Source organism: Plantibacter sp. Mn2098 (assembly GCF_049319745.1).
Lineage (GTDB): Bacteria > Actinomycetota > Actinomycetes > Actinomycetales > Microbacteriaceae > Plantibacter.
The window spans coordinates 510558-532246 of the sequence record NZ_JBMOUH010000002.1 but is presented as its reverse complement, the minus strand read 5'-3'; the positions used below and the strand labels follow the sequence as shown (position 1 = coordinate 532246).

The window sequence follows — 21689 nt, the reverse complement described above, 5'->3', positions numbered from 1 at the left end:
CGTTTCGAGTGCACATCCCCGGCGGGCGATCAGCCTTGGCGTCCGTTCCATCGCGGGTTCTTCTTGTTGATGACGAAGACCTTGCCCCTGCGGCGCACGACCTGCGATCCCGGCTTGTTCTTGAGCGACTTGAGCGATGCCCTGACCTTCATGATGACGCCTCCGTGTGTTCGCGACGGTTTGTTATTGAGAAATGTTCTCAGTAACATCGTACGACACAACCACCGGAACCATCACCCCAGGAAGCCGCCAGTGTCCGAATCCCCTCTCACCGTGATCCTCGTCCTCGGCGCCTGCCCGCCGGAACGCCGCACCATCGCCAGGCAGATCGCCGGATCGGCGTCCGCCCTCGTGACGATCGAACGGCCGATGGGCGTCGACGGCATCGGCACACTCGTCGACGAGGCGATCGATGCACTGCTCGCGCGCGCATTCCTCGACCCGTCGCCGTCCCCCAGGCGACTCGTCCTCGACTGCGGGACGACCGTGCAGCCGGTCGACGCCGTCGGCGCAGTCCTCGCCCGCGCCCCGGAGGTGCGACTCGACGCCGTGGTGACCGCGGTCGACGCCAGTCACATCCTCCAGGACCTCGATGACGACCGCTGGATCGGCCACTCCGCGGACGACACGATCGTCTACACGAGCAGGGCGGCCATCGTGATGGAGCAGATCGAGTACGCGGACACGATCGCGGTCACCGGACGCCAGGGTGTCGAGCACGGCCGGCTCGCTGTCCTGCTCGCCCTCCTCAGCCACCTCAACCCGACGGCGCTCGTGCGCCTGGCCGACGCCCGTCGACCGTCTCGCTACACCGATTCGCCGTTCGATGTTGACCGCTTCAGCGGCTCCCCCGGCTGGGTGTCCAAGATCAACGGCGAGCACACGCCCTGGATCGAGCACCCGCGCGTCTCGACGATGCTGTTCGAAAGCGCCAGGCCCATGCATCCCGAGCGCCTGCTCGCCCTGTTCGACGGCCCCATCGAGTCGCGGCGCTTCGGTCGGATCGTCCGCACGAGCGGATTCTGCAGACTCGCGTCCCGCAGCACCCAGGTCGGATTGCTGCAACAGGTCGGCACGATGCTGGAACTGGAACCGACCTCGTTCAGCAGTGCCGATCCGGGTGCGCCACTCGGACAGGAGCTCGTCTTCACCGGAATCGATGTCGACCAGCCGGCACTCATCGCAGCCCTCCACGACTGCACGCTCACCGATGCAGAGCTCACCGCGGACCCGGTCACCTGGGCCGGCTACCCGGACGCGTTCACGCTGTGGCTGGAGCCGCTCGCGAGCGACCAGGACTGAGGTCGCGCGGTCGCCTCGGACCCATGCATCCCCCTTGACAATAAAAATTGTCGGTGAGATCCTTGCAGCATGTTGGACGTCGCAGTAATCACCGATGCGGGCGCCGCCGAGGCCTCGCTCGGACCCATCAGGAGCCGGATCCTCGCCGCGCTCGGTGAGGAGGCTTCCGCGACCACACTGGCCGACCGCATCGGCCTCCCCCGCCAGAAGGTTAACTACCACCTGCGCGAACTCGAGCGCCACGGCCTCGTCGAACTCGTCGAAGAGCGACGCAAGGGCAACATGACCGAGCGGATCATGCGCGCGACGGCCGCCTCCTACGTCATCTCGCCGAGCGCGCTCCCCGAGGTCGCACCGGACCCCCGACGCGGCGCCGATCAGCGCTCGGCCTTCTGGATGCTCGCTGTGGCGGCACGCCTGGTGCAGGACGTCGGCACGCTCATCACCCGCGCGACCGCCGCCCGCAAGCCGCTCGCCACGTTCACGATCGACAGCCGGCTCACCTTCGCGACCGCGGCGGATCGTGCGTCCTTCGTTGCAGAGCTCAGCCTGAGCGTTGCCCGACTCGCGGACCGGTACGACGCTGCTGGACGGGCCGATGCGACGGGCGGGCGGGAGCATCGCCTGGTGCTCGCCCTGCATCCAGCGATCACAACGGAGGGCACGGCGAGACACGAGCGGACGGTCGCCGCCTCGACTGCGCCCGCGGTCTCGCCGCGCGCCGACGAGCCAACGGTTTCGACGCCGGAATCCCTGCCGACCACACCACTCGCACCCAAGACACCGACCACATCGACCACACCAGAGGAGCATTGACATGGGCAAAGCATTCGAGATCGTCGCCGAGGGCGAGTTCCCCGGCACGCCGGAACAGGTCTGGGACGCGGTGACGTCCAACACCGGCGCGTGGCTGTTCCCGAGCGAGGGGCTACCAGGCGTCGACCTGGTGTCGGAGCGGCCGACGCACCACGTCAACCGGATGGAGGGCCCGGACGGCTGGTTCAACCAGCTGGAGCAGGTCATCGAGGAACGGCCGAACGGGTCGTACCTGCGGTGGGTGCACAGCGGCGTCTTCCAGGACGATTGGGACGCTCAGTACGACGGCGCCTCGCTCCACACCGCGTTCTACCTGCACACGCTCGCCGAGTATCTTGAGCATTTCGCTGGGCGTCAGGCAGTGTTCGTCGATGTGCAGGGCCCAGAGGCGTCGAAGGCCGCCGATGCATTCGAGGTCACCCGTGCGGCGCTCGGGATCGATGCTGCGACGACCGCCGGAACGCCGACGACCGTGGACCTTCCGGGGCTGGCCGCCGGTGATGCCGTCGTCGACCTGCAGGACGAGCACTTCATCGGCCTTCGCTCCGAGAACGCGCTGTTCCGATTCTTCGGCCGCAACGCGTTCGGCGGACCGGTCGGACTGACGGTGCACCACTTCGGCACCGGAGACGCAGCGCCGGACGCCGCCGCGCTCCAGCGCGACTGGCAGACCTGGCTGGACGCCCGCTTCGTCTGACACCCTCCGGCCGTTCGCAATTCAGGAGCGACCCGGCGTGTCAGTGCCGAAACGCCGTGGGCGCGGGTCAACACGCCGCGGCGCTCCTGAGTTGTGAACAGCAGCAGGAGACGGAGGCCGAGCGGCAGTCAGGGCAGGCGCGACGCGAAGGCGACGACGAAGCACACGAACGCGATGACGGCTGCACCCGACCGGAAGACGTCGATCGTCTCCCAGCGGCGGACGGTCGTCTTCCAGTCGGCGGGCGGCTGCTCGACGTCCCAGTCGTTGACCTTGATGTTGATCGGGACGGTTCCGAGGAACGAGAACAGGACGAACGCGATGAGGGCGACGACGCCGGCGATCCGGAACCCGAACCCGTCATCCGTTCCGCCGAAGGCGAGCACGGCGATGCCGACCAGCACGGTCGGGATCATCAGGATCGGGACGACGATGCGCAGTCGTCGGACGAGCGCCTGTCGCGCCAGGATGTGCGGACGGTCCTCCAGTGCGCTCAACGCGGGCTGGACACCGTAGCGGACGATGAACTCCTCGCCGGCGAGCAGGCCGGCGAGGACCAAACCGATCGCCTCCAGGACGACCACGTCAGTGCTCGGGAGCGTCGTCGGCCGCACGTCGCGCGGCGACGATCTCCGCGGCCTTCGCACGGGCACCGGCCGCCGTGCGCGATGCGACGACGCCCGCCGCAAGCTCCTGCGCCTCCGCGAGGGTGTGCCCCAGCAGCTCGTGCCGCACGTCGGCGAGCGCCGCAGCGCTCATCGACAAGGTGGTGACGCCGAGTCCGACGAGGACGACGGCCAGCAGCGGGTCCGCTGCGGCCTCGCCGCACACGCCGACGTTCTTCCCGGTCGCCGCCCCGGCACGCCCGGCCTCCCCCACCAGGCGCAGCACGGCCGGGTGCCACGGGTCCTGGTAGTTCGCGACGGTGCCGAGCTGTCGATCGGCGGCGAGGGTGTACTGCGTGAGGTCGTTCGTGCCGATGCTGATGAAGTCGGCGTCGTCGAGGATCTGTTCGGCGAGGAGCGCGGCCGACGGCACCTCGACCATCACGCCGGCGACCCGCACACCGAGCTCACGGGCGAGTGCGGTGAAATAGGCGCCGTCCTCGGAGTCTGCGACCATCGGCGCCATGACCCACAGGTCGACGCCGGTGCCGTCCGCAGCTTCGACGAGAGCGCGCAGCTGGTCGCGCAGGATGTCCTCATGCGCACGCAGGGCCCGAAGTCCGCGACGTCCGAGCGCCGGGTTCTCCTCCCCATCGTCGGTGAGGAATTCGAGCGGCTTGTCTGCTCCTGCATCGAGGACCCGGACGACGACCTTCTTGCCGGAGAACGCGGCGAAGAGCTCCCGGTACTGCGCCTCCTGACTTTCGACGGTCGGTGCGGATGCGGCGTCGAGGAAGAGGAACTCGGTGCGGAACAGTCCGACACCCTCTGCGCCGAGCTCGATGGCCGATGCAGCGTCCGCCGCGGACCCGACGTTGGCGAGCAGGGGAACGGCCGTCCCATCGGCGAGGCGCCCCGGCGTCACCGGTTCTGCGGCAGCAGCGGCTCGGGCGGCGATGGCGGCCTGCGCCGCACTGATCGCCTCGTCAGTGGGAGCGCTGTCGATCGTTCCGGCGGCGGCATCGACGATGACCACTCCTCCGGAGACGAGGCCGAGCGCACCGTCCGCGCCGACGACGGCCGGGATGCCCTTCGAGCGCGCCAGGATCGCGGTGTGCGAGGTCGGCCCGCCGCCGGAGGTCACCACGGCGAGCACCTTCGTGAGGTCGAGGAGCGCCGTATCCGCCGGCGCGAGATCCCGGGCGACCAGCACGAACGGGACGTCGGACTCCGGGAGCCCCGGCACCGGCACGCCGCGCAGGTTCGCGATGACGCGCTGCGCGACGTCGCCCAGGTCAGCGGCACGCTCGGCCATGTAGCCGCCGAGCGAGGTGAGCATGGTCTGGAACTGCGCGAATGCCTCGTGCACCGCGTACTCGCCGGAGACCCCGCCGTCGATCCGGTCGCGCACGTCGTCGGCGATGGCCGGATCCTGCGCCATGAGCGCCTGCGACTCCAGGACCTCTTTCGCTTCACCGCCGGCACGCTCGCCCGTCGCCTGCAGCTCGAGGGCCGTCTCCGCGAGCGCGGCGAGCGTGCGTTCGATCTCCGCTGCGGCATCGCCAGTGAACGGCGTGGCCTCCGGCGCGGGCAGGTGCTCGGCCATGATCAGAACGGGACCGACAGCCGATCCACGGCCGACTCCGGCGCCAGTGAGCGTCGTCACAGTGATTCCTCTCGATGCGAGCGAACCCGGCGGCGTCCGCTTCTGCATCGAGGCTACCCCGGCAGTGCTGGCGACGGCATGTGTCCGTGTCAACTGTGGAGTGGACCCGAAGCGTGCCCGCCTGTTGAGTACCCTGGAAAACGCAAAAACCCCCGGAAAACCGGGGGTGATGTGTAGCAGGAGCGGGATTCGAACCCGCGACCTCACGATTATGAGTCGTGCGCTCTCACCAACTGAGCTACCCTGCCGCGTACTCTCCGCATGCGGGCGAGCGCAGAGACGGAGAGTAACGAGCCCCGAGTCAGGATTGAACTGACGACCCCTTCCTTACCATGGAAGTGCTCTACCACTGAGCTATCGGGGCGTTGCCGCTGCGATCTCGCGCAATTGGCACCAGTAGAGGATAGCATCCTCCGGCGGTGCAAAAGTACACCGCGTCGTCAGGCCCGCAGAAGCGATGTCGGCCGCTCACCCGCCCGCGTACTCGTCAGCAGCATCGGCGACCTTCTGCAGGTAGCTGTCCGCACTGTTGTAGGACCGGATGGCGGCCACCCAGCCGGCCTCGTCGGTCATCCGCTGGCCCGCATCGCACAGGTACCCTGCCGTCGCGAGCGCCGCGTCGTCGATGTCCTGCGGGTCCTTGACGCCGTCTCCGTTGCCGTCAGCACCCCAGACCGCCCAGGAGCTCGGGATGAACTGCATGGGCCCGACCGCGCGATCCCAGGTGGAGTCGCCGTCGTATCGCCCACCGTCCGTGTCCGGGATCGCGTGGAACTCGGCGCCGGTGAGCGCCGGTCCGATGATGGGCGGTTCCGTGACGCCGGCGGCATCGATCGTCCCGCCGAAGATCGTCCCGTGCACCGATTCCACCCGCCCGATGGCGGCGATCGTGTTCCAGCCGATGCCGCACTCCGGACGCGACTCGGCCATCGCGAGCGCCGCCCCGGCATACGCGCGCATCGCCCGGACGGGGATGCCCGTCCGCGCAGCAGTGTCGGCGACCCAGCTGGGATCGGCCCGATCAGCGATGCTGCGCGGCGCGCCCCCTGCTCCCGGAACCGCGGCGAGGCCTGGCCCGTCCGGCGCCGCATGCGGTGCACGGACGACGGTCGCCTCCGCAGGGGTGGACCGTTCGAGGAGCCCAGGGACGATGATCGCGGCACCGACGACGACCGCAAGCCCGACGACACTCACGATGCCGCCGACGATCAGCCACCGGAGCGAGATCCGGCGAACACCAGCGCGGGCGGAGGGCCGGGTGCGGGCCTGGCGGGCGCGGGCAGGACTACGGCGCGGCGACGGGGTGCGCCGCCGCCCTGCTTGCTTCGCGTCGGCAGGCTTCCGCTTCGCAGCCGCCCGACGAGTGGGCTTCCGTTTGCCGGCAGGCTGGCGAGCCGCTTTCCCCGTGCCGACGGCCCGACCCTCGGCCGCCCGGCCAGGGCCCCTGGACGGCGAGCGCCTCGATCCCGCTCTCCCGTTGGCCACCCGTCAACCGTACCCGCCGCGCCTGAGCGCACACAGCGCCACCCGGCTACGACCCTGGCAGCACCACCCCCGGCAGCACCCACGCCGTGAACGCCGGCCCGTCGCCGTGCAGCCGGATGCCCGGCGCATCGACCGCCAGCTCCGATTCACCCCACACACGATGCGCGACATCGGCCCCGGCGACCGCCCGCGGCAGCAGCGTCACGTCGAACCCGGCCCGCGCAGCCACGACGAGCACGGACTCCTCCCGATGCTCGCGCACGAACACGATGACGTCGTCACCGACGTGCAACCAGCGGAATCCGCCGTCGTTGAGCGCGACATGCGCGCGGCGCAGGGCGATGAGGGAACTGTAGAGCTCGATCGTCTCGGCCGCGATCCCCTCATCGGCCAGATGCCACGGCAGCGGCGTCCGCGAGTCCTCGCCGTCGATCGCGGTGAGCCCGAATTCGTCGCCCGCCCACACCACCGGAATCCCCGGGAACGTCACCGACAGCCCGAACGCCACCGGAACGGTCCCGTCGGCAGCACCGGTGCGGAAGCGAGGCACGTCGTGCGTGTCGAGCGCGTTCATGTTCCCGAGCCTCGTCCGCCAGGGGAACGCCGCAGTGAACTGGACGTGCGCCCGCACGAACTCCTGTCCCGTGTAGCTCGGAATCGTCCCGTACGGCAGCCCGAAGAACGACGACGGCGTCCCAGGCGTGGACAGCCAGCCCCACAGCGGCCGTGTGAAGTTGGCATAGGTCATCGCCCCGTGCCAGGCGTCGCCCTGGACGTCGCTCGCGGCATCGTTCGTCGATTCGCCGAGCAGGATCGTGTCCGGATTGACCTCCACCATCGTGCGGCGGATGGTGCGTCGCACCTGTTCGTTGAGGTCCTCGTCGCGGAATCGGCCGGTCATGTTCGCGACGTCGATCCGCCAGCCGTCGAGGTTGTACGGCGGCTGCAGCCACTTGGCCACGACCGAATCCGGCCCCTCGATGAAGCGACGCCTGAGTTCGGTGGAGTTCCAGTCGAATTTCGGCAGGCTGGAGACGCCGAGCCAGGACGCGTAGGTCTCGTTCTCGTCGTCGAGGAAGTAGTAGAAGGCGCTCTCCGGGGCCTCCGGGTGCCGATGGGCGGCCAGGAACCACTCGTGCCGGTCGCCGGAGTGGTTGCTCGTGAGGTCGCCGATGATCTTGAACCCACGCTCGTGGGCCGCCTCGATGAGCCGGATGTAGGCATCGTCCCCGCCGAGCAGCTGGTCGACCTCGGCGAAGCTCGACGCGTCGTAGCGATGGTTGGAGGCGCCGGGGAACACGGGCGTCAGATAGAGGACGGTGACGCCGAGCCGCTGCAGGTGGTCGAGGTGTTCGATCACACCGTCGAGGTCGCCGCCGTAGAACTGCTGCGAGCGCCCCGGCTGGACGAGGTCGACCTCGTCACCCCACGCCGCGGGGATCGCCCACTCCGGCAGTTCCCGCTCGTCGGCTGCTGCCGAGCGTCCGAACCGGTCGGGGAAGATCTGGTAGAGGATGCTCTCCTTGACCCACGCCGGCGGCGCCTCGTACGTGACGAGGCGGAAGTCCTCCACATCGAGCGTCTCGGTCGTGTGGAGCCCGGTCCCGTTCAGCCAGACGCTCGACCCGTCGCCGCGCGTGATGAGGAACCGGTAGCCGTGGACGGGGTTCTCGACGTGGACGTCGGCCTCCCACCAGTCCCAGCCGTCGTCCGATGCGATGAGCCGGCCGTCCTCGAACCTCGGCTCGTGGTCCGGGTTCGACCGTGTCCGCACGGCGCTCACCGGCCCGAACGACGTGGGGATGCGGACGCTCACCCGCACCGTGTCCCCGAGCGCCGGCGTGGCGTTCGAGACGTGCAGCGGGGATCCGTCGTGGTGCGGTTCGTCAACGTATGGCATGGGTCTCCCCGATCGATGGGCGACGACTGATGGACGACGCAACGGTGCGTTGGCTTCACGCTAGCGCCTCCGATGCTCGTCCAGGTGAACTGTTGCGCACGGGGTTCAGGGCCATGTCGGGACGATGCCGTAGGGTGTGCGCATGGACGCTGCATCGCCGACGCCGACCGACAACCAGAGCTCCGCCCCCGCCGTCTCCATCGGCGCGGAATGGTGGCGATCAGCGGTGATCTACCAGATCTATCCGCGCTCCTTCGCGGACGCGAACGGCGACGGCATCGGCGATCTCCCCGGCATCACGAGCCGTCTCGACTCGCTGCAGCACCTCGGGATCGACGCCATCTGGCTCTCCCCCTTTATGACGAGCCCGCAGCGCGACGCCGGCTACGACGTCGCGGACTACTGCGACGTCGATCCGCTGTTCGGCACGCTCGCCGATTTCGACGCGATGACCGCTGCGGCGCATGCTCGCGGCATCCGCGTCATCGTGGACCTCGTCCCCAACCACTCGTCGAGCGACCACCGCTGGTTCCAGGAGGCGCTCGCGGCGGCGCCCGGTTCCCCCGAGCGGGCCCGCTACCTCTTCCGTGACGGCAAGGGCGAGCACGGCGAGATCGCCCCGAACAACTGGGAGTCCGTCTTCGGCGGTCCGGCGTGGACCCGCATCACCGAGGCGGACGGCACGCCCGGCCAGTGGTACCTGCACATCTTCGACTCCTCGCAGCCGGACTTCGACTGGACCAACGAGTGGGTTCGCGAGCAGTTCCGCGGCATCCTGCGCTTCTGGTTGGACCGCGGTGTCGACGGTTTCCGGGTCGATGTCGCGCACGGCATGATCAAGGCGGACGGCCTCCCCGACTACACGCCTCCGGCTGCGGGCGGCAGCATGGGCGGCGCGGCTCCGGCGATCGGCGCCGAGGGTGCGGCTGGGACCGCCGCTGCGGCTGCGGCCTCGTCCACCGAGACGATCATCGGCGCCTCCAGCAGCACGCCACCGGTCGGCCTCGAACCGGAGATCGACGCCGGCTGGCCGGAATCCGCTCCGTACTGGGGCCAGGACGGCGTCCACGAGATCTACCGCGACTGGCACGAGGTCCTCGCCGCCTACCCCGGCGACCGCGTCCTGTGCGCCGAGGCATGGGTCGAGCCGCTCGAGAAGATGGCACTCTGGGTGCGCCCGGACGAGATGCAGCAGGCGTTCAACTTCCCGTACCTGGAGACGCCGTGGAACGCCGCGGCGCTGCGGCCGGTCATCAACGAGTCGATCCGCGCGTTCGCGGCCGTCGGCGCGCCGAGCACGTGGGTCCTCTCCAACCACGACGTCGTCCGTCACGCCTCCCGGCTGGCGCTCACCGCCGAGAACCCGCAGGGTCACGGCATCGGACCGAAGTCCCCCGGCAAGCCGGATCGCGCCGTCGGTCTGCGCCGCGCCCGCGCCGCATCGTCCGTGATGCTCGCGCTGCCGGGCGGCGCGTACGTCTATCAGGGCGAGGAGCTCGGGCTGCCGGAGGTCATCGACCTCCCCGACGACGCCAGGCAGGACCCCACCTGGTTCCGCACCAACCACGAGCGCTACGGTCGCGACGGTTGCCGCGTCCCGATCCCGTGGGAGGCCGGCCACCCCGCGTACGGCTTCAACACGACCGGTGCGTCCTGGCTGCCGCAGCCGGACGACTGGAACGACTACTCACGCGATGCGCAGGCCGGCATCGCCGGTTCGACGCTGGAGCTCTACCGGACCCTGCTCACCGCGCGCAAGCAGCACGGCCTGGGTCTCGGGTCCGTCACCTGGCTCGACGGCGTTCCCGAGACGGTCCTCGCCTTCACCAACCGCGGCACGACGGGCGCCGTCACCGTGCTCGCCAACACCGGCTCGGAGCCCGTCGAGGTGCCGGCTCCACTGCTCGACACCCATGTCCTGCAGGCGAGCGGTCCGTTCGACGGCACCACGATCGATGCAGACACGACCGTGTGGTTCGAGGCATCCGACCGCTAGCAGGCACGTCCACACCATCACCAACGCAGGGAGAGATCCATGGCAACGGTCGCGGAGACAGTCGTCGCAACACTGAAGGCGAGCGGGGTGAAGCGGGTCTACGGGATCCCCGGTGATTCGCTCAACGGGTTCACCGATGCGCTCCGCACCGATGGGGACATCGATTGGGTGCACGTGCGTCACGAGGAGGCGGCCGCGTTCGCCGCGGCCGCGGAGGCAGAGCTGACGGGTGAGATCGCGGTCGCAGCGGCGAGCTGCGGTCCGGGCAACCTGCACCTCATCAACGGCCTGTTCGACGCCAACCGCTCGCGGGTGCCCGTGCTGGCGATCGCCGCGCACATCCCCAGTTCGGAGATCGGCAGCACCTACTTCCAGGAGACGCACCCGCAGGAGTTGTTCCGCGAGTGCAGCGTCTACGTCGAGCTCGTGTCCGTGCCGGAGCAGCTGCCCAGGGTGCTGGAGATCGCGATGCGGACCGCCATCGAGCGCCGTGGGGTCGCGGTCGTTGTGGTGCCGGGCGACGTGATGCTGCAGAAGGCGGTCTCCGACCGGGTGACGGCCATCCGCTCGACGGCTCCGCGCATCCTGCCGTCCGAGGAGGAGCTGGTCTCGGCGGCGAAGATCCTCAACGGCGCCTCGAAGGTCACCATCCTCGCCGGTGCCGGCACGGCCGGCGCGCACGAGCAGCTCATCCAGACCGCCGATGCCCTCGCGGCGCCCGTTGTGCACGCGCTCCGCGGCAAGGAGCACGTCGAGTACGACAACCCGTTCGACGTCGGGATGACCGGGCTCCTCGGGTTCGCGAGCGGCTACCGGGCGATGCTGTCCTGCGACGTCCTGCTGATGCTCGGCACGGACTTCCCCTACCCGCAGTTCTACCCGGGCAAGGCGACGGTCATCCAGGTCGACGTCCGCGGTGAGCAGATCGGGCGCCGTCACCCGGTCGACCTTCCGCTCGTCGGCACGGTCCGCGACACGCTCGAGGCGCTGCTCCCGAAGCTCGCCCCGAAGACCGACCGCAAGCATCTCGACGATGCGCTCGACAACTATCGGAAGTCCCGCAAGGGTCTCGATGAGCTGGCGACCGGTTCGGACGGCAAGCAGCCGATCCATCCGCAGTACCTCGCGAAGCTCATCGACGAGCTGGCCGCTGACGACGCCGTGTTCATCCCCGATGTCGGCTCTCCCGTCGTGTGGGCGGCGCGCTACCTGACCATGAACGGCAAGCGTCGTCTCATCGGGTCGTTCAGTCACGGCACCATGGCCAACGCGGTTCCGCACGGCATCGGGGCGCAGGCATCGCATCCCGGCCGTCAGGTCGTCGCACTGTCGGGCGACGGCGGGCTCACGATGCTGCTGGGTGAGCTCATCACGCTGACGCAGAACAAACTGCCGGTGAAGACCATCGTGTTCAACAACTCCTCGCTCAACTTCGTGGAGTTGGAGATGAAGGCGGCCGGGTTCGTCAATTACGGGACCGAGCTCGTGAACCCGAACTTCGCGGACGTCGCCAACGCGATGGGAATCCACGGCGAGCGGGTCGAGCGTCCGGAGGATCTCGAGGGCGCGCTGCGGCGCGCGTTCGAGCACGACGGCCCCGCGCTCGTCGACGTCGTCACTGCCAGGCAGGAGTTGTCGATCCCGCCGGCCATCACGGCCGAGCAGGTGAAGGGCTTTACGCTCTACGCGTTGCGTACGGTCATGTCCGGTCGTGGTGACGAGCTCATCGATCTCGCCAACACCAACCTCCTCCGTCGCCTGCTCCCCTAGTCCGGCCTCCTCTGCCCGCGAACTGTCACTTGTGGCTGTTCTGACGCCGTCGTAACCAGCCACGACTGTCAGCTCGCGAGCTGGCAGTCGTGGCTGGTTTCAGCACACCAGAACCGCCACAAGTGACAGTTCGCGAGCCGATGGGTGTTGGATGGGGTCATGAGCGAGACGTCAGCCGCCCTCCATCCGCACGAGCCGCACGCCGCCGGACTCGCAGGCCGCCTCAACTGGTTGCGCGCCGGGGTCCTCGGCGCGAACGACGGCATCGTATCCGTCGCCGCAATCGTCGTCGGTGTCGCAGGGGCGACGACCGACACCGGACCGATCCTGACCGCCGGACTCGCTGGCCTCGTCGGCGGGGCGATCTCGATGGCGCTCGGCGAGTACGTCTCCGTGTCCAGCCAACGGGACACCGAGCGGACCCTCATCCAGAAGGAACGTCGCGAACTGCATGAGATGCCGGAAGAGGAGTTGGCCGAACTGCAGGCGCTCTACGAGGCGAAGGGGCTCAGCCCGTCGACGGCCAAGCTCGTCGCCGCGGAACTCACCGAGCACGATGCGCTGTCGGCCCACCTCTCGGTCGAACTGGGCATCGACCAGGAGGATCTCGCCAATCCGTGGCACGCCGCCCTCGCATCGGCGACGGCGTTCACGATCGGCGCACTGCTCCCGTTCCTGACGATCCTGCTGCTCCCGGCCGAGGTCCGCATCCCGATCACCTTCGCCGCCGTACTGGTCGCGCTCGCGCTCACCGGCGCCGTCGGCGCCCGCCTCGGCGACAGCCCGATCCTGCGCCCGATGGTCCGAGTCGTGGTCGGTGGCGCGCTCGCCCTCGGCATCACGTTCCTCCTCGGCACCCTGCTCGGCACCGCCGGCGTCGTCTAGCAGCCAGCCGGCGAGGGGTCACAAATGGCTAGTCCAGGCTGGTCCGGACTAGCCATACGCGACCCCTCGCGGGCTAGGACGAGGTTGAGCGCGGGGCCGGATCCGGGATCTCGTGCGGGCGGTACTTGGGCAGACGGCTCGCCGGCAGGATGGCCAGGGCGCTCACGGCGGCCAGGATGAGCAGGCCGAGCTTCAACGCGGACAGGCGGGCCTGCGTGTTGACGGCGACCGCTGCATCGAGCTGGGCCGGAGTCGCATCGGTCACGTCCGCGAGCGTCGCGCGCAACTGGTCGTTGCTGACGAAGTTGACGCTGTCGAGATCGACCTGCGAGACGAGCTCCGGCGGAAGGTCGACGTCCGCGACGACCGCGGTACCGACGTTGAACGCGAGGATCGTCACGAGCAGCGCTCCGGACACCGCGGTACCGACCGCCGAGGCGAGGTTCTGCGTCGTACCGCGCACGGATCCGACATCCCCCGCCAGCTCCTTCGGCGCCGCCGTGACGAGCACGTTGAAGACGAGCGTGACGAGCGCGCCCTGCCCCACCCCGAAGACGAACAGGCCGAGGATTGTCGGCAGCGTCTCCCAGTCATTGGTCACAACGAGCGCCAGCCAGAGGAGGGCGACCGTCGTGAGTCCGAAGCCGACCATGCCGATCGTGCGCGGCGGGAACCGCTTGTACAACCGGACCACAAGCGTCGCCGTGACGAACACCGTGAGGTTGAACGGCATCATCGCGAGCGAGGTGTCGAACGGCGTCCGCCCCTGCACGATCTGGATGTAGAGCGGGACGGTGAAGTTGAGCGCCGCTTCGAGCGATACGACGACGAACATCGCGTAGACGGCCGCCCGCTCCTTCGACGAACCGAGCACCGCAAGACTCACGAGCGGCACCTTGCCCGCCTTCGTGCGTCGTTTCGTCCAGAGGAAGAACGCCTGACCGAGGATCACACCGAGCACGATGAGGAGCGGTGCCGGGGACAGCCCGACGATGTCGAAGGGCGCGGCAGCGGTCGCCTCCAGCACGCCCCAACCGTTCAGATTGTTGAACCCGAGGGTGAGCGCCACGATGCCGCCGCCGATGAGCACCGCGGCGACGAGGTCGATCTTCACCGCCGGGTTGCCGGCGTCCGAGCGCAACCGGAAGCTGAACAGGAACACGGCGACCGCGAGGGCGAGCACGATGCCGAACACCGGTCGCCAGCCGACGAACGTCGCGAGCGTCCCACCGACGAGGAACGCGCTGACGCCGGCGAGGGCACGGGCGGAGCCGAGCGATCCGATGGCCGTCGCCTGTTGCGCCCCGCGGTAGTTCTCGGCGATCAGTGCGACGAGCGACGGCACGATGATCGCCGCCGAGGCCCCGGCGAACGCTTGCGCCGTGATCACCCAGGCGACCGTCGGCGCGAGGATCATGAGCGTCGCGGACACGGCGAAGAGCGCCACGACGATGCGGAACATGATGATCCAGCCGACGCGCTGCCCGAGCTTCGCGCCCACCATCACGAGCGCGGCGACGACGAGCCCGTAGGTGACGATCGCGGTGCTCACACTCGTCGGCGGCACACCGAAGTCGGCCACCATCCCGCCGAGCGAGACCGGCAGCGCCGAGACGTTGAACGACATCAGGATCTGGGCGAGGAAGAGTCCCACCATCGGGACCCAGGACGTGCGCACCTCCGGCGCAGCCGCTGCCTGCTGTTCAGTGCTCATCGTGTGTCCCTTCCACGGTCCGCTCGGCGGCCGGATGCGCCGCCGATGCGAAGATGTTCAGTCCCAGGGCCCGGGACAGGTAGGCGGTGGCGCGCTGGCCACGGACGCTGTTGCCGGCCGAATCGAGGCGGGGCGAGAAGACGCCGATCCCGCCCTTGCCAGGGGCGATCGTGACGATGCCGCCGGCGACGCCGCTCTTGCCGGGCAACCCGATCTCAAACAGCCACTCGCCGGAGCGCTCGTAGAGGCCGGTCGATGCCATGACGGCCAGGGTGTCTCGGCACACTTCAGGGGAGACGACCCGCTCACCGGTGACGGGGTTCACGCCACCGTCTGCGAGCGTCGCGCCCATAACCGCCAGGTCTCGCGCGGTCACGAGGAGCGCGCACTGCTTCGTGTAGACGTCGACGACGGCGAGCGGATCCCGTTGGATGCGCCCGTAGCTCTCGAGGAGCCTCGCGATGGCGCGGTTGCGCTGGTTCGTCGCCGCCTCCGATTCGTAGACGACGGAGTCCAGTTCGAGTCGTCGTCCGGCGAATCGGGACAGGCCGTCCCGCACCGCCTCCCACTGCTCGTCCGGCGTCTCGCCAGGCATGAGCGCCGTCGTGGCGATGGCGCCCGCGTTGACCATCGGGTTCATCGGGTGCCCGTCGTTCAGTTCGATCGCGACGATCGAGTTGAACGCGAGGCCGGTGTTGTTCACGCCGATGCGTTCGCGCACGACCTCGTGTCCGAGCTCCTCGCAGACGAGCGCGTAGACGAACGCCTTCGAGATCGACTGGATGGAGAACGCGACGTCCGCATCGCCGGCGGCGTGGATCTCGCCGTCGACCTCCGCGACGCACACGCCGAACAGTTCGGGATCGACCGTCGCGAGGACGGGGATGTAGTCGGCCACGACGCCATCGGCGTGATCGCGGCTGCGCTGGTACGCGAGCGCCACCTGCTGCTCCACCGCCGCCCAGCCGGGAAGTGCGCCCGTCGAGACCTGCTGTTCGACGCCCTGCGAGTCGAGTTCCATCCGTCTTCCCCTCCGGCGCCGGCATAGCATCCGTGGACAACATCATCCTGCGCGGACCGCGTCGAGCGATAGGCCGCCACACGAAGTCGCGCCGATCGGCGAAACGACAGCTGGTGCGCGAAAAGCACTCAAGGGCGCGATCCAGGGGCCATGGGTAGACTCGTGTACCGTGTCCAGACTTCTCGTAACCGGCGGCGCCGGATTCATCGGCTCGAACTTCGTCCACTACGTCCTCGACAACACCGATCACACGGTGACCGTCCTCGACAAGCTCACCTACGCGGGCAACCGAGCCTCGCTCGACGGGCTGCCTGAGGACCGGTTCCGGCTCGTCGTCGGTGACATCCAGGACGCGGCCCTCGTCGACCAGCTCTTCGCCGAGCACGACGCGGTCGTCCATTACGCGGCCGAGTCGCACAACGACAACTCGCTGCACGACCCGCGTCCGTTCCTGGACACGAACATCATCGGCACGTACACGCTCCTCGAAGCGGCTCGCAAGCACGGCACCCGCTTCCACCACATCTCCACCGACGAGGTCTACGGCGACCTCGAACTGGACGACCCGGAGCGCTTCACCGAGGACACCCCGTACAACCCGTCGAGCCCGTACTCCTCGACGAAGGCGGGCAGCGACCTCCTCGTGCGCGCCTGGGTGCGTTCGTTCGGCGTCAAGGCGACGATCTCGAACTGCTCCAACAACTACGGCCCGTACCAGCACGTCGAGAAGTTCATCCCGCGCCAGATCACCAACGTGCTCGGCGGCGAACGCCCGAAGCTCTACGGCACGGGTGAGAACGTCCGCGACTGGATCCACGCCAACGACCACTCCTCCGCCGTCCTCACCATCCTCGAGAAGGGTGTCATCGGCGAGACGTACCTCATCGGCGCCGACGGCGAGAAGAACAACAAGGACGTCGTCGAGCTCATCCTCACGCAGCTGGGTCAGCCGGCCGACGCGTACGACCACGTCAACGACCGTCCCGGCCACGACCTCCGTTACGCCATCGACTCCTCGAAGCTCCGCACGGAGCTCGGTTGGACCCCCGCGTTCAGCGACTTCGAGGCCGGCCTCGCCGACACGATCGAGTGGTACCGCGACAACGAGTCCTGGTGGGGCCCGCAGAAGGCAGCCACCGAGGCCAAGTACCAGGAGCAGGGTCAGTAGCAGCCCTGCAGCAGCCCAGCATCAGCCCTGCATCCGAGCCTCTAGCCGGGTCATCGCCCCTGCAGCCGACCCTCTAGCCGGGTCAGCTCCTCGCAGGCACACCGCTGCCGCATCCCGATGGCCCGCTCTCTCTGGAGGGCGGGCCATCGTCGTCCCCTCCCGCGCCCATCGAGCACAACTCCTTCAATTCGGAGCGCCGCCGACCGGCTCCCGCGGAATTCCGCGGATCTGGATTCGGGCGCCCAGAAATTGAAGGAGTTATGCTCGATCAGCTCACGGGATGGCTGGAGCGTTTGGGCGGCTGAGTGCGGCCACAGGATGGCTGGAAGCCGCCAGGACCAGATAGCTCAGGATGGCTGGAAGCCGCCAGGACCAGATAGCGCAGGATGGCGGGAAGCCGCGGCCGGGAGCCAGATAGCTCAGTACGGCGGGAAGCCGCCGCCAGGAACTGGCTAGTTCGTGTTGGCGTACAGCCACTCGAGCGGGTCGACCCAGGTGACGCCGTCGAGACGGATCTCGAAGTGCAGGTGGGGACCGGTCGACATGCCGGTGGAACCGACGAGACCGATGATCGTACCGACCTTGACGACCTGACCCTCGGTGACGCGCGTGGAACCGTGCTGCATGTGCGCGTACACGCTGGAGACGAGCTTGCCGTTGATGGTGTGGTCGATGATGATGTTGACGCCGAGCGAACCCTCGCCGTCCTCGACGTGACGGACGACACCGTCGGCGATGGCCTGGATGGGCGCACCGTTGCCCGGGTTGAAGTCCTGGCCGTGGTGGTTGGCCGAGCAGCCGGCGCAGTCGCGGGCGCCGAAGCGGTCGCCGATCGTGACGCCGACGGCGAAGGGCCACTGGATGGTCCCGTTCGCGTCGTTCGTGAACGTGTTCGCCGGGCGGATGCCCATCGCGACGGCGGCTTCCTCGACCGTGCTGGTGGAGTAGTCGTCACGCGTGAAGGTGAGTTCTGCTGATCCCTCGCTCTGCACGGACTGGCTCTGGAGCTTCATGCTCTGGCCGTCGCCGTCGCCCAGCTGGGAGTTGATCGATGCTGCTGCGACGTCCTCTGCGGTGAGAAGCGCGTTCGCGGGGAGGGAGGTTGCCACGGCCATCAGGGCGACGAAGCCCATGGCTGCGGTGGCGGCGATCTTCGTCGCACCACGACGGACCGGCTTGGACTTCGGCGCGGTCTTGGCAGACGTGGACGCCGGTACGAGGGCCTTCGATGAGGGCGCGGTGGCGGCGGTCGGTGCGACCGTGCCTCGGCGGGGACGACGTCCCTTGCCGACGGTGTCGGAGGAGCGACGCGAGCGGCGTGAACCGGCTACGGCGGCCACATCGACATCGGTACCGCTGTCAGCGGCGTCGTCCTGTGCGTCGGCAGTGACGCGGACGAACGGGAGTTCGGTGTCCGGGGTGACGGGCTCTGCTGCGACGGGCACGCCCATCGCGATGAGGACCTCGTCGAACGAGGGCTGCGCGTCGGCGGCGGATGCAGTTTCGGCCGCTGGCGCCGCGTCGGTGATGGTCTCGCCGGCTTCGTCGACCGGGCCGTCGATCGTCAGGGTCTCGACGACCTCGTCGGTGGACGATGCGGGAGCCGCCGGAGCCGCGGCGGGAGCGGCAGCGTCCTCGGCAGCGGTGAAGAGTGGGATGGCAGCGGTCTTCGGCTGCGCGTCGTCCTGCTGCGACCGGTTGAGCGTCTCGGACGGGGCGGTGCTCGTCCAGCTGTCCAGGATGGGCTTCGGGTCCGCCGTCAGTGCGGCTGCCCGCTCGCGTTCCCGGAGTTCTCGACGGGTGAGCGGAGCGGCGGCCGGAGCAGCGTTCTGAGCCGGTGCATGAGCTGTCTGGAGCGCCGTTTCTGCACCCTGATTCGAGGGGTCCTGAGGGGTTGGAAGCACAGGGCTATCCTCAGGGCTGACGTGTCGGGGCAAGAGTGGGGGATCTTTCGGGACGGCTCGGACAGGACACTTCTGCGGGGGGATCACAAAAGTAACGAATTCATAAATGCTAGCAACGGCTCCCTGAAAAAGCCATGGCAACCATTCGTAACGCCGTGAAAGAACCTGATCAGAGGCCGAATGAGAGTTATCTAAGACGTCCTCACAAACCCGCGAGCATACCTTCCAATACGTCGTACAAGGACTCGTCGGCGGCGATCACGAGGTCCTGCGTCGCCGGCCCGCCACCACGTCCACCGACCTTCGCTCCAGCCTCGGCCGCGATGAGCGCACCGGCCGCCTGGTCCCAGGGATGCAGCCCGGATTCGAAGTAGGCGTCGAGCCGCCCGCTGGCCACGTTGCAGAGATCGAGCGCCGCCGATCCAGCCCGCCGGACATCGCGGAACGTCCCGAGCAGCCCACCGAGCACCGCCGCCTGCCCCACCCGGCGTGACGCCGAATACGAGAACCCGGTTCCGAGGAGCGCGAGCTGTGGTTGCACATCGCGATTCACCGAGAGGAGTCGCCCATTCAGGTGCGCCCCCATCCCCCTCGCGGCGTTGTAGGTCTCATCGAGCACCGGGTTGACCACGGCTGCGGCGAGCGCCGTCCAGGTCGCCGGATCCGGCTCCCCATCGACCACGCCGATGCTCACGGCGTACGCGGGGAAATCGTAGAGGTAGTTGACCGTCCCGTCGATGGGGTCGACCACCCAGGTGAGGCCGGAGGTCCCACGGTCGGCGCCGGTCTCTTCTCCGAGGAAGCCGTCATTCGGCCGAAGCGCGGCGATGCGATCACGGATGAGGCGTTCTGACTCGCGGTCGGCGAGGGTCACGATGTCTTCGGCCGACGATTTGCTCGCCGCGACATCCACCCCCACTCGCCGTCGCTCACGAATGAGCAACGCCGCCTCGGAGGCGATGTCGGTGGCGATGTGCAGGAGTTCGTCGATGCCGGTCACCCCTTAATCATCCCGCCGTTCGCCGACGCGCGAGCACCACGAGCGCGATCGACCGGACCGAGATGACGCCGATGAACACACTGATCAGCCCCAGGAGCACCGCGGCGATGATCTGCCATCCGGGGAACGCGGCGAACGCGAGCCACTCCATCACGAATCCGACGACCGCCGCGTACGCGAAGGTGAAGGACCAGAACCCGAGCCCGAACGGCAGGTACCGGTAGCGGCGCACCAGGGCGATCTGCATCCCGGCCATGACCACCGTGATCGCGATGAGGGCGCTCACGGCACCGGCGGCCAGCCCTGTCGGCGCGCCTCCCGACATCGCGAACACCGCTTCTCCCGCCACAGCAGGCGGCGCCGCGATGATCGCGAGCGTCGGGACGAGCGCATCCGGCAGCGGCGGCAAGAACGCGAGCCGGGCGATGATGATCACGGACATCACGATCCAGAAGAACACGCCGACGGCGAGCGCTCCGATCGCGAGCGTCGGCAGCCCGACCTTGGCCGCAGCACCGGCGGCGACGAGTCCGGCGGCGACGGTCGGGAGGAAGTACCCGCCGTGGATGGCGGCGGCCTGCACGCGCCCGCTCGCCCAGTGGCCGAGGATCCAGGCCGCGAACACCGCGGCGACGGCGATCATCACGACCACGACGATCTCGCCCGCGAGCGGCGCGACATCGGCGAGCTTCGCACCGAGCAGCATCCCGACCGTCGGCGCGAGCGATCCGATCGGGCCCTGCGCCGGGTGACGCAACTGATCGCCGAGCGAGTCCGCGGACCGCCGGCCGCGCACGAGATGGGCGACGATGAGCCAGACCCATGCGATCGCGGCGATGATCCAGACGACGTTCCCGATGACCGGCGGGACGCCGAGCAGGCGGCCGGCGATGGACCAGTCCCCCGCGAGGCCGGCGAGACCGATGCTGATGGCGAGCGTGACGAAGGGGATGCGGGTCGGCGATGCGCCGGGCGCCGCGACGGTGCCGGCAGCAGTTCCCGGAGCGGCCCCAGCAGCAGTGCCCGCGGCAGTACGCGCAGCAGGTCCCGCAGCAGTCGGGATGGGGATCGATTCAGTGGTCATCCCCACACACTAATGCTTAATCGTGCTTTTATCCATTAGTGAGCTACACTGATCCCATGGCACCCCATTCATCGGCGGACACCACGGGCTTCGACCAAGCCCTCGTGCGCGACGCCGGACTCGTCCTCGTCGGAGAACCACTGGCCCTCGACCTCGCCAACACGCGGAAGACCCGTCTTGCGCAACCCCGCGACATGCTCCGCGAACACGGCGGGAACCACGCGTTCTGGGCGCTTGAAGCGCACCGGCTGCCCGTTGCAACGACCACGCCGGCCCTCGAGGACACCGCGAGGCTCCGTGACGCCATCGCGCAGCTCACCGAATCCGTCCTGGAAGACGCGCCCGTCGAGGACGAAGCGATCGCGTACGTCAACCGGGTGGCTGCCTCGGCCACCCCCAAGACCCGCCTGAGCTACGTCGACGGGCGATTCGCCGTCGAGCAGACCTGGGATGCGGACGATGCGGCCACCGCTGATCTCGCCGCCGTCGCCGCCTCGGCCATCGAGCTCCTCGCGGGTCCCGACGCCGAGCGGTTGCGTCGATGCGCATCTGAGCACTGCAGCATGGTCTTCGTCGCCACCAACGCGAAGCGCAAGTGGTGCACGGCGGAGGGCTGCGGCAATCGCGCCCGTGTTGCCCGGTTCAGCGCCGCGCGCGCCTGACCGATCCCCAGCAT

At 68.8% G+C, this 21689-nt stretch carries 18 protein-coding genes and 2 tRNA genes; 8 read left to right on the top strand and 12 right to left on the bottom strand.

Annotated elements, in window-relative coordinates:
• Window positions 1-29 precede the first annotated feature (29 nt).
• A complete protein-coding gene (ykgO, locus tag ACL9RL_RS05280) occupies window positions 30-152 on the bottom strand; it encodes a type B 50S ribosomal protein L36 (RefSeq protein WP_422779160.1) in 123 nt (40 codons plus the stop codon).
• 100 nt (window positions 153-252) lie between these two features.
• On the opposite strand from ykgO, the gene ACL9RL_RS05275 reads away from it, so the two are divergent.
• The 3 genes from ACL9RL_RS05275 to ACL9RL_RS05265 all read left to right on the top strand — a co-directional run bounded on the left by ACL9RL_RS05275 (window position 253) and on the right by ACL9RL_RS05265 (window position 2815).
• On the top strand, window positions 253-1302 hold the full coding sequence (locus ACL9RL_RS05275) for a GTP-binding protein (RefSeq protein WP_422779159.1): 1050 nt from the start codon (window positions 253-255) through the stop codon (window positions 1300-1302).
• Window positions 1303-1371: 69 nt separating this feature from the next.
• Window positions 1372-2118: an ArsR/SmtB family transcription factor gene (locus ACL9RL_RS05270; protein WP_422779158.1), complete on the top strand. Its 747-nt coding sequence runs from the start codon at window positions 1372-1374 to the stop codon at window positions 2116-2118.
• A 1-nt stretch (window position 2119) separates the two neighbouring features.
• Window positions 2120-2815: an SRPBCC domain-containing protein gene (locus ACL9RL_RS05265; protein WP_422779157.1), complete on the top strand. Its 696-nt coding sequence runs from the start codon at window positions 2120-2122 to the stop codon at window positions 2813-2815.
• Window positions 2816-2943: 128 nt separating this feature from the next.
• On the opposite strand, the gene ACL9RL_RS05260 is transcribed toward ACL9RL_RS05265, so the two are convergent.
• The 6 genes from ACL9RL_RS05260 to ACL9RL_RS05235 all read right to left on the bottom strand — a co-directional run bounded on the left by ACL9RL_RS05260 (window position 2944) and on the right by ACL9RL_RS05235 (window position 8471).
• Complete coding sequence (locus tag ACL9RL_RS05260) at window positions 2944-3399, bottom strand: anthrone oxygenase family protein (RefSeq protein WP_422779156.1); 456 nt, start codon at window positions 3397-3399, stop codon at window positions 2944-2946.
• Window position 3400: 1 nt separating this feature from the next.
• Window positions 3401-5134, bottom strand: a complete 1734-nt coding sequence (gene ptsP, locus ACL9RL_RS05255) for a phosphoenolpyruvate--protein phosphotransferase (protein WP_422779155.1) — start codon at window positions 5132-5134, stop codon at window positions 3401-3403.
• Window positions 5135-5260: 126 nt separating this feature from the next.
• Window positions 5261-5334 (bottom strand) — tRNA-Met (locus tag ACL9RL_RS05250).
• Window positions 5335-5378: 44 nt separating this feature from the next.
• Window positions 5379-5450 (bottom strand) — tRNA-Thr (locus ACL9RL_RS05245).
• Window positions 5451-5554: 104 nt separating this feature from the next.
• Window positions 5555-6571 carry a lytic murein transglycosylase gene (locus ACL9RL_RS05240; RefSeq protein ID WP_422779154.1) on the bottom strand — a complete coding sequence of 339 codons (1017 nt, stop codon included), beginning with the start codon at window positions 6569-6571 and terminating at the stop codon, window positions 5555-5557.
• 46 nt (window positions 6572-6617) lie between these two features.
• Window positions 6618-8471 carry a glycoside hydrolase family 13 protein gene (locus ACL9RL_RS05235; RefSeq protein ID WP_422779153.1) on the bottom strand — a complete coding sequence of 618 codons (1854 nt, stop codon included), beginning with the start codon at window positions 8469-8471 and terminating at the stop codon, window positions 6618-6620.
• Window positions 8472-8613: 142 nt separating this feature from the next.
• On the opposite strand from ACL9RL_RS05235, the gene ACL9RL_RS05230 reads away from it, so the two are divergent.
• From ACL9RL_RS05230 to ACL9RL_RS05220, 3 genes are all read left to right on the top strand, one after another.
• Window positions 8614-10467, top strand: a complete 1854-nt coding sequence (locus ACL9RL_RS05230; protein ID WP_422779152.1) for a glycoside hydrolase family 13 protein — start codon at window positions 8614-8616, stop codon at window positions 10465-10467.
• Between the two features lie 39 nt (window positions 10468-10506).
• Window positions 10507-12237 (top strand): ubiquinone-dependent pyruvate dehydrogenase, encoded by a 1731-nt coding sequence (poxB, locus tag ACL9RL_RS05225; protein ID WP_422779151.1) that lies wholly within the window; start codon window positions 10507-10509, stop codon window positions 12235-12237.
• A 159-nt stretch (window positions 12238-12396) separates the two neighbouring features.
• On the top strand, window positions 12397-13122 hold the full coding sequence (locus ACL9RL_RS05220) for a VIT1/CCC1 transporter family protein (RefSeq protein WP_422779150.1): 726 nt from the start codon (window positions 12397-12399) through the stop codon (window positions 13120-13122).
• A gap of 73 nt (window positions 13123-13195) precedes the next feature.
• On the opposite strand, the gene ACL9RL_RS05215 is transcribed toward ACL9RL_RS05220, so the two are convergent.
• Together ACL9RL_RS05215 and glsA are read right to left on the bottom strand one after the other, a co-directional pair.
• Window positions 13196-14836 carry an MFS transporter gene (locus ACL9RL_RS05215; protein WP_422779149.1) on the bottom strand — a complete coding sequence of 547 codons (1641 nt, stop codon included), beginning with the start codon at window positions 14834-14836 and terminating at the stop codon, window positions 13196-13198.
• The gene (glsA, locus tag ACL9RL_RS05210) at window positions 14826-15857 is read right to left on the bottom strand and encodes a glutaminase A (protein ID WP_422779148.1); all 1032 of its coding nucleotides are present in this window, start codon (window positions 15855-15857) and stop codon (window positions 14826-14828) included. The genes ACL9RL_RS05215 and glsA overlap by 11 nt, the downstream gene beginning before the upstream one ends.
• A gap of 169 nt (window positions 15858-16026) precedes the next feature.
• On the opposite strand from glsA, the gene rfbB reads away from it, so the two are divergent.
• Window positions 16027-17025, top strand: coding sequence for a dTDP-glucose 4,6-dehydratase (gene rfbB, locus ACL9RL_RS05205; RefSeq protein ID WP_422779147.1), 999 nt, complete (start codon window positions 16027-16029; stop codon window positions 17023-17025).
• Window positions 17026-17477: 452 nt separating this feature from the next.
• On the opposite strand, the gene ACL9RL_RS05200 is transcribed toward rfbB, so the two are convergent.
• The 3 genes from ACL9RL_RS05200 to ACL9RL_RS05190 form a co-directional block, all read right to left on the bottom strand.
• A complete protein-coding gene (locus ACL9RL_RS05200; RefSeq protein ID WP_422779146.1) occupies window positions 17478-18929 on the bottom strand; it encodes a M23 family metallopeptidase in 1452 nt (483 codons plus the stop codon).
• 202 nt (window positions 18930-19131) lie between these two features.
• Window positions 19132-19929: an inositol monophosphatase family protein gene (locus ACL9RL_RS05195; RefSeq protein WP_422779145.1), complete on the bottom strand. Its 798-nt coding sequence runs from the start codon at window positions 19927-19929 to the stop codon at window positions 19132-19134.
• Window positions 19930-19936: 7 nt separating this feature from the next.
• Window positions 19937-21013, bottom strand: coding sequence for a transporter (locus ACL9RL_RS05190; RefSeq protein WP_422779144.1), 1077 nt, complete (start codon window positions 21011-21013; stop codon window positions 19937-19939).
• A 56-nt stretch (window positions 21014-21069) separates the two neighbouring features.
• On the opposite strand from ACL9RL_RS05190, the gene ACL9RL_RS05185 reads away from it, so the two are divergent.
• On the top strand, window positions 21070-21675 hold the full coding sequence (locus ACL9RL_RS05185; RefSeq protein WP_422779143.1) for a CGNR zinc finger domain-containing protein: 606 nt from the start codon (window positions 21070-21072) through the stop codon (window positions 21673-21675).
• The last annotated feature ends 14 nt before the right edge of the window (window positions 21676-21689 follow it).